Below are 16028 nucleotides of genomic sequence, written 5' to 3' on the forward strand. Positions count from 1 at the left end.
AATCAAGTGCCGACTGGTTTTTTATCAATAAATGTCCTTAGCATCTGCTGGGAGAGCTTTTACGTGATGGAGATAGTTCGTAACACGTTGATCGTCCAGAGTCGGATATTCGTAACCATAATGGTTCGCTACTTCCAAGGCAACTTCTCTAAATAAATTTCCCATGATAAAAAGAGACTGCCACATATGTTCATAATCTGCATCCGCAAACGTTTGGATGTAGGCTGTCCATTGTTCAGGCTCAAGGTGGTTCTCGAAATATTTTCCCTGCTTACCCGGATCTGCCGCGAAGTCTGTTCGTATACCAATATGCCATTCCAACATCAAGTGGAGCGCATCTCTAACAGGCCGATCCAGCATAAATTTAGCATAGGGCAGCTCTTGTCGCCATAATCCTTTAGCCACATAAGTACTGACCCACCAGAACTCGTTGCAGGAATCCGCATAGGCTTAGGCGGTTGGGGGTATCGTCTTATAATCTTGAAGACTTGGCGGTGGGAAAGGCTGCACAAGCCCGTCTTTATCCAGCAGCAGTACACTTAAGCTGTCTCGGGTCCAATTGGCGATGTTTTCTGTAGGATAGAGAGTAAGATCTATGCGATTGCCGTCCGTAAATAACATGAGAAAAGCAAAACGATCACGGGGCATCGGAGTAGGTTCCATATGCTCATCGGGCGTCTGCATAATGATCAATTCACCAAAATGGTTGATCCAGCGACGTTCCTGAATAAAGCTGTCCATGGAGGATACGAGAAAGACGATATCATAATCCTGAAAAATGTCCCGTGGAGCATGTGGATTGGCGCGTGAACCATTCAGAATCACGGCACGTACCCGTTCGTCCTCTTGAGCAAGATGGAGAATGGTATGAAGCATTTCATGTTCACTTCTCATAATAGTTGTCTCCACAAGCGGTATCTAAAGGAGAAAAACGTGGACAAGGGAGCAATAGAAATAATGGCCACTAGCTCAAGGATCATCAAGGAAAACAACCTCCTGTAAGTTCTTTTATCTGGGAAAAGTCTCCTATCCTTACAATAGCCTATACACAGAAGCCATTCAATTGTGCTGCCGAGGCCTTCTTCATTACCAGAAGTACACTTGACCGAATTGTATGTTTTATCCATAATGAAGCGAGGCATCAAGTACAGACCATCTTAGAGCCTAATCCTCTAATACGTTTAAAGGAGTGATGATGTTTGAATACGAACAAACAAATCAAAAAGCTTATGAGAGGTTTATGTATTTAAATGAATAAGAAAGAATCTCTCATAGGCTTATGGGAGGCAAATCGGACAGATGTGTGCTCATCACATGATTAAAGGAATAGAACTCGCGGAATCTTATTTTTATAAGGCATTCGGTCTTTTTATTACAATGAAGCATCACATATCGATTCAAGGTGTTATTAGCGGCACCATACCGGGTAGAATTTTTTTATCTAATAATGGGGATACCGCTGTATTGAGCAACCCCCAAGGCATTTTTCTGGGAGGAAGTCCGGACAATAAAGCCTTTTTAAAAGAAATCAACATGTTGCTTCAAGAAATCCTATTACCTCAACTGGCATCCAAAGGAGAATTAGACTACGTGCTATATTACCCGACAGATGAGAAGTGGGAAGCTGCTCTTGAAACCGTGATGAAGGATTTACGGCCTATGAAGAGTGGACGAATGACGTTTACTCAGCATTTGGACGGTATAGCTAACCCGCTTGGAGAGGATATCGTAGCAATAGATCGTGAACTATTAAAGCAGCGGCATCTGACCGTAATTGTAGAGGTGCTGAGTTTTAAGACTTGGTACCTACCGCAAGCATATGCGGGCTCATACCGATTACGGATTCCTGCTCTTCGACCTGCCGTGATATATCTAGCAAACGGCTGCGATGGGAAGGAAGCACCCACTTTTCCTCAAATCCGGGTGCAATCCAGACGGGTCCTTCCACGCCCAGTACACGAGGCTTCGGCAATCCAGCCGCCTGCCAGTCTGCGCGCAAGGCATCCGGTGTGTGGAAGTAGGAGCGTGTGAGAAAAGAGGGATAAGCAGCAGGGCGCACATGCTGACCATCTGTTAGCTCCTGTCTGACCATATCCATGAACGCATCTTCCTCCACAATGGTATTGCACTCACCGTACACCGATAGCCCCCACAGTAGCGAGCCAAACCTGAAAATAGCTGAAGTAATCAGCGTTCCACCTTTTTTTAAGACACGCGCTGCTTCTTGCAGTGCTTTTACTCGTTCCTTCTGTTCCGTTAAATGATATAAAGGTCCCATCAATAGCACGATGTCCGCGCTTTCATCTTTACGATCAAGATTTCTGGCATCCGCGGTTTCCAGCTTGCTGATGATGGGTTTATTCAGTTGCTGCTGACGAGCGAATTCAATGGCTTGGGAAGATAGATCAAATAGATGAACTTCGTATCCCAGCTCCGCCAGCCACGAAGAGTAGACCCCTACACCGCCGCCGATATCGTAAATAACATGAGTAGACTCCCTGAGATAACGTGAAATGATTTCTTTTGATCTTTCCAGTTCTATTTTTCCTATGCCTCGCTCTAACCTGCCTATTTCTGCACCGCCATCATAATAAGCCAGAATTTCATGCGTATCTTTTTCAAGCATAGCGCACCTCATCTCAAGTGATTGGAATAATATAACATTATCACTTACATCATGAACAAGTCTACCGTATTTAGGATTAAGAAACCATCGGAAGCATTGGGAAAGAAAAAAGCTGTTCCCCAGTAGCTAAACCTACTTTTTGGGAACAGCCATATTTAAATGATGTTTGTTTCCAGCATGCCCTTGAGATCTTCTTTGGTAAGATGGTAGTGTGCGTTACAAAAGTGGCAATGAGCTTCAGCCTCTCCATCGGTATGGATCATATCTTCTATTTCCTTATTCCCTAAGCTGATAATGGCATTGGTAACGCGCTCTTCTGAGCAGGGACAATGAAATTGTACAGGCATGGTTTCCAGTATGTTTATGTTGCTTTCTCCTAAAATCTGACCCAGAATCTGCTCTGGTGTAAGACCTTCCATGACCATTGCGGAGATGCTTGGAATGCTCTCAATACGTCTCTCGATAAAACTGATAACCTCTTCTGGTGTATCTGGCATCAGCTGAATAATAAAACCTCCAGCCGCCTGTATAGAGTTATCCGGGTTAACAATAACTCCCGCTCCCACAGAAGAAGGAATTTGTTCGGATTGGACGAGATAAGATGTGAAGTCCTCGCCCAGTTCACCCGATATGAGAGGGACCTGTCCAACAAACGGGTGTTTTAAGCCGATATCTTTGGATACAATTAGCGCTCCATCTGTTCCTACAGCTCTGGCGACATCCAATTTCCCTATCTGATTAAGCTCAAAATGGGTTTGTGGATTTTTTACATAACCTCTAACTTCACCTTTGGAGTTGGTATCGACAAGAATGGTGCCGATAGGTCCGCCACCGTTGATTCTGATCGTCAGTTTATCCTCATCTTTAAGCATGGCTCCCAGCATGACGCCGACCGTCATAGAACGTCCCAATGCAGCCGATGCTGTGGGCCAGGTATAATGACGCCGTTGGGCTTCACTTACCGTTTCCGTTGTTCTCACGGCATAAGCCCGTACCTGATTGTTGTAGGCAAGAGCTTTTACTAAATAATCGTTCATGTTCATATTCCTTTCTGTTAATTAGAGTTCTTTACAAGACCATTTTTTCCTGAATCCAGTTCTCCAAAGAAGTAATTTTGTCATCATATCCTTCTTTAAAAAAGTCAGCGGATAGTGACGCGATGGTTTCTCTTTTCAGAACGGCCTTCCAGGAGGCTTCCGCTTCTTCCATCAAATTTGCCAGTAAACAACACTCATCGTCTTTCTTTAATTCAAGCATTTCGTTGTATATACCACTGGAAGAATAAAGGGTTTGTTGTCCCTCAATCGCTAGATAAATATCAAATACCCGTATATCCTCAGGTTTTTTCTTTAATTTGAACCCGCCCTTGACACCAGGTACAGAAGTAATCAAATCGGAACTAACCAATTTTCGTAACAGTTTATGAAAATAAGTAGGTGAAGCACCTAACTGCTGGCTGATGGCCTCCCCAGGTAAAACGGCTTTGTCCGGCAGCATCGTGAGTAGAAGAAGAGCGTAGACAGATTGTTCGACACCTGTTTTCATATGCACTAGCAATCACCTCAATATTTATAACCAGGCTAATGTGGATAAACATTATCCACATATATTGCATAATAGATGAGCTTATTATAAAAGTAAACTGTTTTTTGATAAAAACTAAAAATTTAAATCATTTGCAATTCATAACGGAACACATTATCATAATTGACGTATCAATTGATGGGTCAAAGAATTAAGACGTTGAGGGAAATATGTAAAATAATATTTTGACAGGGGGTTTATATATCATGACTACGCGTAACGTTGCACTATCTATATTAGATCTTGCACCTGTCATTGAAGGCGGCACTCCTGCCGATTCCTTCCGCGACACGGTGGATCTTGCCCAGCATGCTGAACAATGGGGGTACCATCGGTACTGGCTAACGGAGCATCATAACATGCAGGCGGTCGCCAGTGCGGCTACGTCCGTGATCATCGGGCATGTAGCTGCACATACAGACAAGATTCGGGTCGGTTCAGGCGGTATTATGCTGGCTAACCATGCTCCACTCATGATTGCAGAGCAGTTTGGAACCCTAGAGTCGCTCTATCCGGGACGAATTGATCTAGGACTTGGCCGGGCTCCAGGCACGGATCAACCCGCGATGAGGGCACTGCGGCGAGGGCTTCACAGTACTGGGGAAGATTTCCCCGAGCAATTGAATGAGCTGCGTTCTTACCTGAATCCAGCGCTAAACGGAGCCGTTCCGGGAGTAAGAGCGATTCCTGGAGAGGGGCTGGACATTCCCATCTGGTTACTGGGATCAAGCGGATTCAGCGCACAGCTGGCAGGTCAGCTTGGGTTGCCGTTCGCGTTCGCCAGCCACTTTGCCCCGGCTCATTTGTTACAGGCTTTAGAGTTGTATCATCGCAATTTTCGGCCATCCAAAGCACTGGATAAGCCATATGTGATGGTCGGTGTTAATGTGCTTGTTGCAGATTCTGATGAGGAAGCAAAATGGCTCTTTACTTCACAAGAACAGCAGTTTCTAAATGTGCTGCGCGGGCACAGCGGAGGACTGAAGCCACCAGTGGATGACATGGAAAAGCTTTGGAGTGAGCACGAGAAGGAGATGGTTCGTGGTAATATGCTGGGGTATTCAGCCATCGGCAGTCCTGACACCGTCAAGCAAAAGATGGATTTGATAATCGACCAGACGAGAGCCAATGAGCTGATTACAACCTCTCAGGTATATGACCATCAAGCGCGCCTGCGCTCGTACGAGCTGCTAGCCAAAATGATGCGTATAGTTGGGTAATTAGATGAGTTAAACAAATGAGGCTGTGCCAGAAAGGTTCTTATAACCGATTCTGACATGGCCTTTATTTTCTGCGTGGAAATAATCGTTTTACAATGAATATATCCGTTTTATAGATGGGTAAAAATTAAAATTTATTTTTGATTATTTTTGTATTACTTATTTTCAAATTAAAACAAAAGTGTTATAGTCTCCATAAACAAAGAATAACCACTGTAATAAAGCCTTTCAAAACTAAAACTAAACTTGGAGGTCTTTTTCCTATGGTACAAAGTCTGTGGATTTCTTCACAAGCATCTGAGCAGAAAAGCACGCTGGAACAGCTCGTATACCGTTCTAACCTGATTGGCACAGATAGGAGTGTGTGCAACTGGGGAGGCGGCAACACTTCGGCCAAAACGATGATACAAGATTTTCGTGGGCGTGAAGTAGAAGTGATGTACGTTAAGGGCAGCGGTTCCGATCTCGCAACAATGAAAGCGTATAACTTCACAGGGCTTCGTATGGAGGATATTCGTCCTTTATTTGAAAGGGAAGATATGTCTGACGAGGATATGGTCGCATATTTGGCGAACTGTATGATAGATGCCAAGCATCCACGGGCTTCAATTGAGACGCTATTGCATGCTTTTCTGCCTTTTAGACATGTGGATCATACACACCCGGACGCGATTATTAGCTTGTGCTGTGCGCACAACGGCAAGGAAATCGCTAAGGAAATTTTCGGTGACCGTTTTGTATGGGTGCCTTATATCCGTCCTGGCTTTAAGCTATCGAAAATGATTGCCCAAGGTGTACTCGATCATCCACAAGCTGAATTGGTATTGATGGAAAAGCATGGTCTGGTTACGTGGGGAGAGACATCCGAAGCGGCTTATGCGAAAACAATCGAAATCATTCAAGAAGCAGAAAGCTATATTAGAGCTCGTCAAGAGGAAAAGCAGGCATTTGGAGGCACAAAATATAAAGCGCTTACTTATAAAGAACGCCGTAGCATTGCATCCCAGGTCATGCCATCCGTCCGTGGTGCAGTCAGTGATGAGAAAAAGATGATCCTCACCTTTGATGACGCGGAGGATGTGTTGGAGTTTGTGAACGGCCGGGATTCTGCTGCTTTATCCCAGGTCGGGGCTGCGTGCCCGGATCATCTGGTCCATACCAAGATGAAGCCACTCTATGTAGATTGGACACCGGATGTGGAGGATGTAGAGGGCTTGAAAGTTAAGCTTGCCGAGGGTATAGCAGCCTATAAGGAGCAGTATCAAGCTTATTTCGAGCGCAATCGACATGAGGGAGATGTTATGTTTGAGGCTGCGCCACGTGTAATTTTGATTCCGGGTATTGGTATGATCAACACAGGAAAAAGCTGGAGCAACGCGCAGGTAAGCGGCGCCTTGTATCATCGGGCTATTGCTGTCATGCGAGGAGCAACGGCGTTAGGAGAGTTTGTTTCACTCAGCGAGAACGAGTCATATAACGTGGAATATTGGCCGCTGGAGCTTTATAAGCTGTCACTCGCGCCAGCAGAAGCTGAATTTTCCCGTAAAATTGCGTTCATTACAGGCGGTGCAGGCGGAATTGGCAGTGCAACCGCACGTCGTTTGGTGGATGAAGGCGCACATGTCGTACTGGCAGATCTGAATCTGGAAGGCGCGCAAAAGGTAGCCGCAGAGATAAATAGTAGCTACGGAGAAAATCGTGCCATCGCCGTAAAAATGGATGTGACGCTGGAGGAGCAAATTCAGGCTGCCTATGCAGAAACGGCATTGACCTATGGCGGTGTAGATACCATCGTCAACAATGCAGGCCTTGCTACATCCAGTCCGTTCGATGAAACATCGTTAAAGGAATGGAATTTAAATGTGAATGTGCTGGGAACGGGTTATTTTCTGGTTGCACGAGAAGCGTTCAAGCTCATGAAGGAGCAGACACTTGGCGGCAGCATGGTGTTCGTCGGCTCCAAAAACTCGGTCTACGCAGGAAAAAATGTAACAGCCTACAGCTCGGTCAAGGCGCTGGAAGCGCATTTAGCCCGTTGTATTGCCGCAGAAGGCGGTGAATATGGTATCCGTGTGAACACCATTTTGCCGGATGCCATTCTGCAAGGCTCGGCAATCTGGAACTCCAATTGGCGCAACGAGCGCGCTGCCGCCTACGGGATTGAGCCCGACCAGCTGGAGGAACATTACCGCAAACGGACGACGCTGCTGGTCAACATTTACCCGCAGGATATCGCCGAGGGCATTGCCTTTTTCGCCTCATCCAAGGCAGAGAAAACGACAGGTTGTATGCTGACCATCGACGGTGGCGTTCCCGCAGCATTTACACGCTAGCCGAATTAAAATGAACCTATGTAAGCGATAGACTCATTTCAACGGCTCAACACTTAGGATTATAATGAACTAATTTAATGTACTAATCTATTTCACTAAACCAAGCCACATGACGATAGTTTCGAAGGGCTTATTAATTAGTTGAAAACACGTAAATAAGTTATATAACGTATTTACGTGTTTTTATCCTTTATATACACACTAACACTTTAAAAATAGAAGTGACTTTATGGGTGGTCAGCAGCAGAGCGGGCGGAATTGTTCTGAAGAAACGATGTGTTCGCCTTTGCAACGGGATTTTAACCTTATCATGTGTTATAAAATGAAAAATCCCGTTGCAACAGCGATCGGAAGAACAATCCGCACGCGAAGCGGCCTCCCGTAACTCACTTCATTTTCCAAGGAGGAACCACGATGAGTGACAAAGCGTACGCCTTATTCGAGGAGCAACAGCAACAACGGGGCATTGACCTGGAGCAAGTAAAGGCAAAGCTGAAAGCGCTTAGCATAGAAACACCATCCTGGGGATATGGTGACTCAGGTACACGATTTAAAGTCTTTCAGAAAACAGGCGTGCCGCGTGACCCGTTCGAAAAGTTGGAGGATGCCGCGCAAGTTCATGCCGTGACAGGCCTATGTCCATCCGTTGCGATCCACATTCCGTGGGATACAGTAGACAATTACGGCAAGCTTCGCAGTCATGCCGAAAGCTTGGGACTACAGATTGGGGCCGTGAATCCCAATCTGTTTCAAGACGAGGACTACATGCTCGGCAGTGTCACCAATGTAGACCCGGCCATCCGCCGCAAGGCCATCAACCATTTGCTGGAATGCGTGGATATTGCGAAGGAAACGGGCTCTAACGATTTTAGCTTATGGTTCGCAGATGGAACGAATTATCCCGGTCAGGGAGACATTCGCAAACGGAAAAATTGGATGCTGGAAGCGCTCAGTGAAATGTATAAGGCGCTTACTCCTGACATGCGCATGTTGATTGAATACAAGGCGTTCGAGCCAGCCTTTTACCATACGGATATTGCCGATTGGGGCATGGCGTACAATTTCGCAACCAAGCTGGGGCCGCAGGCACAGGTGCTGGTGGATACAGGGCATCATCTGCCGGGAGCCAACGTGGAGCATATTGTCGCGTTTCTAATTGATGAGAAGCGATTAGGTGGTTTTCATTTTAATAGCTACAAATATGCGGATGATGATCTGATCGTGGGCTCCGCGAATCCGTATGAACTGTTCTTGATTTTTTATCAGATTTTGAATGCGGCTCAGGATGCGGATGCGGATATTCGCCATACCGTCGATAAAATTGCTTATTTGATCGACCAATCGCACAATATTGAACCCAAAATTCCGGCGATGATTCGCTCGGTGCTGAATGTGCAGACTCAATATGCGAAGGCACTTCTGATCAATCATGCAGAGGTGGAGGAAGCGGCGAGTCGCCAGGATGTGCTGGGTGCGGAGGATGCCGTGCGCCAAGCGTTTGAGTTCGATGTGGCACCATTGCTCAGAGCGATCCGTGAAGAGCAAGGGTTACCGGCAGACCCGATGAAAGCCTATTTAGCGTCTGAGTATGGCACGCAGATTTTGCAAAGAGGCCAGGGTGGTGCAAGCTGGTGAGCATCCTCGCTTATGATTTGGGGGCAAGCAGCGGCAGGGTTCTACTCGGAGAATTGACAGATTCACGTATAGTGGTGGAGGAAATTCATCGCTTTTCGAATGATCCGGTCAAGGTTGGGGAGCGTCTGCACTGGGATCTGTTGCGTCTGTATCACGAGGTTCAGCAAGGATTGCTCAAAGCCAAGCATATGGGAGTGAATCCGTCCAGTCTTGCGATTGACTCCTGGGCGGTCGATTTTGGATTGATTGGGAAAACCGGAGAATTGCTGGGGAACCCTTATCATTATCGGGATTGGCACACCCACGGGGTGATGGAAGAAGTACAGGGACGGCTGGGAAAAGACTTCATTTTTCAGCGTACAGGCATTCAGTTTTTGACGTTTAATACGATTTATCAGCTGGCTGCTATGCGAAATGCGAGTTCACCGTTGCTGGAGCAGGCAAAGCATTTCTTGATGATTCCAGATCTGCTGCGGTATTTTCTGACAGGTGAAATGTACAATGAGTTTTCGAATGCGACCAGCACGCAATTATATAATCCGTTGCAGCAAAAATGGGATGATGAGCTTTTGTCTGGAATCAATATTCCCCGTTCCTGGTTTGGTGAGGTACTGGAGCCAGGAAATGTTGCAGGAACTATCCGCTCGTCGGTCATGACCGATCTGGGTATTGGGGCGATTCCTGTAATTGCAGTAGCAGAGCACGATACGGGATCTGCTGTGGCTGCCGTGCCTGCGCTGGAGCACTCGTTTGCGTACTTGAGCTGCGGAACATGGTCCCTGATGGGAACGGAAACGGCACAGCCTGTAATCAATGACGATACGCTTCGTTTTAATTTTACGAACGAAGGTGGGGTCGGTCGAACTTACAGGCTGCTTAAAAACATTATGGGCTTGTGGATTTTACAGGAGGCGCGCAGAGAATGGGAGCGGCAGGGATACTCCTATTCCTTCCCCGAACTGGTTCATATGGCAGAACAGGCTCCAGCATTCACTTCTTTGATTGACCCGGACGATGAACTGTTTCTGCACGCCGGGGATATGAAAACACGTATTCGCCAATATTGCCGCAACACCGGGCAGCCATTGCCTGAGACGCCGGGAGAAATCACGCGCTGTGTTTTGGAGAGTCTGGCGTTAAAGTACCGTTACATTTTGGAGCTTACGGAGCAGGTGTCAGGACAACGGTTTAATGGTTTGCATATGGTCGGAGGAGGGATTCAAAATCGCTTGCTGTGCCAATGGACGGCCAATTCGATTCAAAAACCAGTGTGGGCGGGACCTGCAGAAGCGAGCGCAATCGGCAATCTTGCGGTACAATGGATGACACAGGGAAAGTTCGCCGATATATGGGAAGCACGCCGGATCATCGCGGATTCTATTTCCGTGGAGGAATATGAACCTGCCGAGTCAGAAGCGTGGGAGGATGCCTACGGGCAATTCCGGCGGGTGGCGGGACTTTTTGTACATTAAAGATGTGGAGTGAGATTGCCATGCTGGTCGCAGAAAGATATGAGATGATTGTGCAGCTCGTTAATGAAAAAGGAAGCATACGGGTGTCCGAATTGAGTGAGTTGTGCAAAGTAACGGAGGAAACGATCCGCCGTGATCTGGACCGCCTGGAGCAGGCGGGACGACTGCGCCGTTCGCATGGAGGAGCGGTCAGTGTCAAAAACGAGCAGCCTGAAACGCCCTATGCGGTACGGGAAATTATGAACGCAGAGGAAAAGCGTAGGATTGCCGAGGAAGCGGTCAAGCAGATTCAGCCGAATGATCGTATTTTGCTGGATGCCAGCACAACCGCCTGGTATATGGCGTCAAGTTTACCGGATATTCCTTTGACAATATTAACAAATTCAATTCGGGTAGCTACAGAGCTGGCGGGTAAGGAAAAAATCGAGGTTATTTCGACAGGGGGGCAGTTGCTTCAACGCTCGCTGTCATTTGTAGGCCCGCTCGCAGAGCGTTCACTAGAAACCTATTATGTGGATAAATTGTTTTTCTCCAGCCAGGGGGTTCATCTGGATCGCGGTATTAGTGAATCGAATGAACTGCAAGCACGTTTGAAGCAGAAAATGGTCAGCATTGCAGACCGTGTGATTTTACTGGCGGATGCGAGCAAATTTGGGCAACAGGCGTTTACGCATGTCGTGAACCTGTCGCAGGTATCCGAGATTATTACGGATTCGCGGTTGTCGGACCCGATTCGCAGTCAACTTGCGGAGCTGGCTATTCCAGTTACGGTTGTGTGAAGCGGGGAGTTTCCAAGGTGAAGGCTGCTTTGCGTTTCATTTGGTCTTACGATCGCTATTGCAGTGGGATTCTTTGATGATGTAAAAAAGTTATAAGTGAGAATCCCACTGCAAGCTTCTAAAGTATCACTTCCCCCGGATTTTTAGCATTGAGTAAAGAATCTGGGGGCAACAGCGATGGGAAGCACCATCTGACTGCGCAGCGGCACTATAGGTAACCTTTCAGTTATAAAGTAATAGCTATTCCATGGACGGAAGGGTGTTCCGTATGAAGGTATCTTTATTTATTACCTGCCTGAGTGATGCGATTTATCCCAAGGTGGGGGAAGCGATGGCACGCTTGCTTGTCAGATATGGTGTTCAGCTGGATTTTCCGAAGATACAGACATGCTGCGGACAGCCATCCTATAACAGCGGCTATTGGGATGAAACGAGGGTTGCGGCTAAAACGATTTTGAAAGCGTTTAACGACAGCGATTTTGTCGTATCTCCTTCCGGCTCGTGCACATATATGATTCATCATTACCCGGAGTTGTTTAAGGATGAGCCCGAATGGCTCGATTCGGCACGGAGGCTGGAGCAAAAGACGTATGAGTTTACGCAATTTATGGTGCAGGTGCTTGGCGTGACCGATGTGGGCGCGTCTTTTCCGCATACGGTAACCTACCATCCGTCTTGCCATGGCACACGTTTGCTCGGCGTGAAGGAGGAACCGATGAAGCTGCTTGGCAGTGTAAAGGGGCTGCAATTAGTACCACTTCCCCTTGCTGAGGACTGCTGTGGCTTTGGCGGGACTTTCGCGGTGAAAATGCCGGATATTTCGGGAGCGATGGTGACTGAAAAAGTGAACCACATCAGGGAGACCGAAGCCGAGGTATTGGTCGGACTAGATATGGCCTGCTTGATGAACATTGCTGGAAATCTTCGGTATCGGGAGGAGCCAGTTCGGGTGATGCATCTGGCTGAGCTGCTGTACGAAGGGGTGAAGCACGCATGACCGCCGTACACTCACATTCCATGAACCAAAAGGTCAAAAAACGCGCAGAGCTGGCCCTAAATGATGATTTTCTGCGGAATGCAGTTCGTTTCACTACGGAGCGGCTGCGCAACGGCAAGCGGGTGGCTTCAGAGCAGCACGGAAATTGGGAGGAATGGCGTGAACGGGGCCGTCAAATTCGTCTGCATACCATTGCCCATCTGGACTATTACTTAAATCTATTTGTAGAAAATGCCCGTGCCAACGGGGTGCATATTCATTTTGCCGATACAGCAGCCGATGCCGTACGCATTACACTGGATATTGCTGCGCATAGCCAAGCCCGCTCCGTCGTCAAATCCAAGTCGATGGTGTCGGAGGAGCTGCATTTGAATCAGGCGCTGGAGGGTGCGGGTATCGAGACGATTGAAAGTGACCTCGGTGAATATATTATTCAACTGGCAGGAGAGCCCCCGTCTCATATCGTCATTCCGGCGATTCACAAAAACCGCTATCAGATTGCTGAGCTGTTATCCAAAGAAGCAGGGGAGAAATTGTCCGCGGATACGACGATTTTGGCGGGCTTTGTCCGCAAAAAGCTGCGTGAGAAGTTTCTAGAAGCGGATATTGGCATGACCGGGTGTAATTTTGCCATCGCCGAGACAGGCTCCATGGTCCTGTTTGAAAATGAAGGCAACGCACGAATGGTATCCACTTTGCCCAAAACGCAAATTACGCTGATGGGCATGGAACGGATTATTCCATCCTGGACGGATTTGGAGGTGATGGCTACATTACTGCCACGATCCGCTACTGGACAGAAGCTGACCATGTACATGTCTGGTATTTCAGGCCCTCGGCGCAGCCAAGATGCCGATGGGCCTGACGAAATGCACATCATCATCGTAGATAACGGACGTTCACTACAGCTAGGCAATCCCGAGTTTCAAGAGTTGCTGAATTGCATTCGCTGTGGGGCTTGCCTGAATGCCTGTCCGGTGTACCGACACATTGGCGGGCACGCGTACGGCGGGACATATAGTGGCCCTATCGGTGCAGTGCTTACGCCTGCCCTTCATGGCAACATCGAAGAGTGGAACGATATTGCGAGTGCGTCCAGTCTGTGTGGTGCGTGTTATGAAGCCTGTCCGGTCAAAATACCGCTGCATGATATGCTGGTATATTTGCGTAGACGTAAGGTAGAGGCCGGACAAGGAGATAAGCTGGAAACGGCAGGAATGAAAGGTTTTGCGACCGTGGTTTCCAGCTCGAAGCGATTCACAGCGGCGATTCGGCTAGGGCAGATTGCTCAGAAAGCGGTCGTTCGTAAGGGCGAAATTACCCTAAAGCTGGGCCCCCTAAAGGGATGGAATACGTACCGTGTGGCTCCCTCTTTGGCGAAAAAATCCTTCCGTCAGCAATGGAACACGCTGGAGCATAAGCTGGAGCAGGAACGCAACGTGATGCAGCCGGATGTTCTCAGTCGAATGGAGAAGATTTTGGCAGATAGAAGTAAAGGAGGGACGCAGCATGAGTGAACAGAGTAATCCTTCTGCGCAAGCAAAAGCGGTCCATGAAGCGTGGCTTCATCAAATGGAAGCAGAATCCCGTGCCAAGCAGGTACGCTTTATGGACGACATCGCGACGCGGCTCAAGCGTCCACGACAAACGGAGCCGCCAGTTCAGCCGTTTCGCGGGGCACCTGCATTTTGGCACGAATTCGAATGGAGCGCGGAGCAGCGCATCGAGGAGTTCACCGCCAACTTTACAAGTGTTGGCGGGCATGTCGTGCGTCTGTCGGATTTGGAGCAGACCGCAGACTGGATCGCGCACAAAGCGCGAGAGCTGGGAGCGGCCTATATCGTCCGGCAGAATGAGCCGGACCTGGATGCGCTCCAGCTGGAATTGGCGCTACCGGAAGTCCGTTTATCGGTGTGGAACACCGATCCAGTCGAGGATTGGAAGGCCCGCGCCGCTGAGGCGGATATTGGCATCGTCATCGCCGACGAAGCGGCTGCTTACACCGGTTCGGTAGCGGTGTTATCCTCGCCGGAGAAAGGCCGTGCAGTCAGCCTTTTGCCAACTGCACTGATCATTCTTCTGCCAGTAGAGCGCTTGCGAACACGACTGGGCGAAATTCTAAACCGCTTTGACAAAGCCGGGCGTGAGCAACTGCCCGCAGGCATTCATTTTATTACTGGACCGAGCCGCTCGTCGGATATTGAAAATGATCTGACGATCGGTGTACACGGACCGGGTATCGTCTATACACTGTTGATTGGTTAGTTTGTAGATGGATTAGCAGGTAGACTGGCGGACCTTCAATTCAAAAGCAAGGGAGGCTGGCTCCAAAGGCTGCCCGTTCAATTGCTGATATAATGTACGGAACATTTCCTGTCCGATTCCCTGCAACGGGTTCGTAATATTGGTCAGTCCCATGGCGTCGGCTACCTGACTTTCGTCAGCTTCAAAGCCGACCACTGCCAAATCTCCTGGAACCTTCCACCCTTTACTACGAGCAGCTGAGATAATACCGCATGCCACCAAATCATTGGTTGTCATGATGGCATGGGGACGTTCCTTTAAAGACTCCAGCTTGGCGAACGCTCGCATTCCGTCCTGCACCGTATGGATACCACTGAGCAACCATTCCTCATTCACTGGCAGCTTCCTTGCCGCGAGCAGGTCATAATAGGCCTGGAGTCTTCTTTGGCTGTTTACGCTGTTTTTTCTGCCTACGGTGCAGGCGATTTTTTCAAATCCCAGCTCGGCCAAATGCTCTAATCCAATCCGAAATCCTTCATAATGGTCGAGATAAATGGATGAAATCTCTTTATTTTTTAATGGCTCGCAGGTCACAATCGGCCCATACTTGGTGTAATGCCTCACAGCAGACCAATCCAGCATACGCCGTAAAATGACGATCCCGTCCACTTTTTTCTGCCTCAAAAGCTCTAACGCCGCGCTTTCCAAATCCTGATTTTCCTCCGTCTGGTAGATCAAAACCTGATAATCTTGCTCTTTACCCGCATTGGATACTCCCTTGATGATTTGCATGTAATAATTATTAATCGTTGGGGTCATGATCCCAATAACCTTGGTACGGCCTACTTTCAACTGCACCGCATTAATATTCGGAATATAATCCAGTTCCCGAATGACTTCCATCACCCTGGTCCGCGTTGCTTCACTGACATATGGATGATGATTAAGCACACGAGACACGGTACTTGTCGATACCCCCGCAATTTCAGCAATTCTTTTTATATTATGCATGACATTCAACTCCAAAAATTTAGTTCTTGACCTGGAATGCATCCCAGATTGTAGCATGAAAGCATAAAGCGTATGCAGCAATCCGGGATGCATTTGAAGGACATGGGTTCCGCATACTTCTTCACAA

General features: G+C 47.9%; 12 protein-coding genes and 1 pseudogene. 8 read left to right on the plus strand and 5 right to left on the minus strand.

The window, feature by feature from the left end; genetic code table 11:
- Nucleotides 1-24: 24 nt before the first annotated feature.
- The 4 genes and pseudogenes from ACUUJN_RS11630 to ACUUJN_RS11645 all read right to left on the minus strand — a co-directional run bounded on the left by ACUUJN_RS11630 (nucleotide 25) and on the right by ACUUJN_RS11645 (nucleotide 4177).
- Nucleotides 25-894 (minus strand): annotated as a pseudogene (locus tag ACUUJN_RS11630) (aminoglycoside 6-adenylyltransferase).
- Between the two features lie 898 nt (nucleotides 895-1792).
- Nucleotides 1793-2626, minus strand: a complete 834-nt coding sequence (locus ACUUJN_RS11635; RefSeq protein ID WP_484669652.1) for a class I SAM-dependent methyltransferase — start codon at nucleotides 2624-2626, stop codon at nucleotides 1793-1795.
- Between the two features lie 155 nt (nucleotides 2627-2781).
- Nucleotides 2782-3663 carry an Hsp33 family molecular chaperone HslO gene (gene hslO, locus ACUUJN_RS11640; protein ID WP_076294841.1) on the minus strand — a complete coding sequence of 294 codons (882 nt, stop codon included), beginning with the start codon at nucleotides 3661-3663 and terminating at the stop codon, nucleotides 2782-2784.
- A gap of 31 nt (nucleotides 3664-3694) precedes the next feature.
- On the minus strand, nucleotides 3695-4177 hold the full coding sequence (locus tag ACUUJN_RS11645) for an Rrf2 family transcriptional regulator (protein ID WP_028542341.1): 483 nt from the start codon (nucleotides 4175-4177) through the stop codon (nucleotides 3695-3697).
- Between the two features lie 239 nt (nucleotides 4178-4416).
- Between ACUUJN_RS11645 and ACUUJN_RS11650 the strand changes: the two genes are divergently transcribed.
- The 8 genes from ACUUJN_RS11650 (at nucleotide 4417) to ACUUJN_RS11685 (ending at nucleotide 14911) form a co-directional block, all read left to right on the plus strand.
- Nucleotides 4417-5430 carry an LLM class flavin-dependent oxidoreductase gene (locus tag ACUUJN_RS11650; RefSeq protein ID WP_484669653.1) on the plus strand — a complete coding sequence of 338 codons (1014 nt, stop codon included), beginning with the start codon at nucleotides 4417-4419 and terminating at the stop codon, nucleotides 5428-5430.
- Between the two features lie 263 nt (nucleotides 5431-5693).
- On the plus strand, nucleotides 5694-7763 hold the full coding sequence (locus tag ACUUJN_RS11655) for a bifunctional aldolase/short-chain dehydrogenase (RefSeq protein WP_484669654.1): 2070 nt from the start codon (nucleotides 5694-5696) through the stop codon (nucleotides 7761-7763).
- 414 nt (nucleotides 7764-8177) lie between these two features.
- Nucleotides 8178-9398 (plus strand): L-rhamnose isomerase, encoded by a 1221-nt coding sequence (gene rhaI / locus ACUUJN_RS11660; RefSeq protein WP_484669655.1) that lies wholly within the window; start codon nucleotides 8178-8180, stop codon nucleotides 9396-9398.
- The gene (rhaB, locus tag ACUUJN_RS11665) at nucleotides 9395-10870 is read left to right on the plus strand and encodes a rhamnulokinase (RefSeq protein WP_484669656.1); all 1476 of its coding nucleotides are present in this window, start codon (nucleotides 9395-9397) and stop codon (nucleotides 10868-10870) included. Before rhaI ends, rhaB begins: the two co-directional genes overlap by 4 nt.
- A 20-nt stretch (nucleotides 10871-10890) precedes the next feature.
- Complete coding sequence (locus ACUUJN_RS11670; protein WP_023988422.1) at nucleotides 10891-11649, plus strand: DeoR/GlpR family DNA-binding transcription regulator; 759 nt, start codon at nucleotides 10891-10893, stop codon at nucleotides 11647-11649.
- Between the two features lie 268 nt (nucleotides 11650-11917).
- Entirely contained in the window at nucleotides 11918-12646 is a 729-nt protein-coding gene (locus tag ACUUJN_RS11675; protein WP_484669657.1) for a (Fe-S)-binding protein, read from the plus strand.
- Nucleotides 12643-14163: a LutB/LldF family L-lactate oxidation iron-sulfur protein gene (locus ACUUJN_RS11680; protein ID WP_484669658.1), complete on the plus strand. Its 1521-nt coding sequence runs from the start codon at nucleotides 12643-12645 to the stop codon at nucleotides 14161-14163. The genes ACUUJN_RS11675 and ACUUJN_RS11680 overlap by 4 nt, the downstream gene beginning before the upstream one ends.
- Entirely contained in the window at nucleotides 14156-14911 is a 756-nt protein-coding gene (locus ACUUJN_RS11685) for a LutC/YkgG family protein (RefSeq protein WP_484669748.1), read from the plus strand. Before ACUUJN_RS11680 ends, ACUUJN_RS11685 begins: the two co-directional genes overlap by 8 nt.
- 12 nt (nucleotides 14912-14923) lie before the next feature.
- On the opposite strand, the gene ACUUJN_RS11690 is transcribed toward ACUUJN_RS11685, so the two are convergent.
- Complete coding sequence (locus ACUUJN_RS11690; RefSeq protein ID WP_028542335.1) at nucleotides 14924-15901, minus strand: LacI family DNA-binding transcriptional regulator; 978 nt, start codon at nucleotides 15899-15901, stop codon at nucleotides 14924-14926.
- Between the last annotated feature and the right edge of the window lie 127 nt (nucleotides 15902-16028).

It is taken from the genome of Paenibacillus sp. LRG-1 (assembly GCF_057220305.1).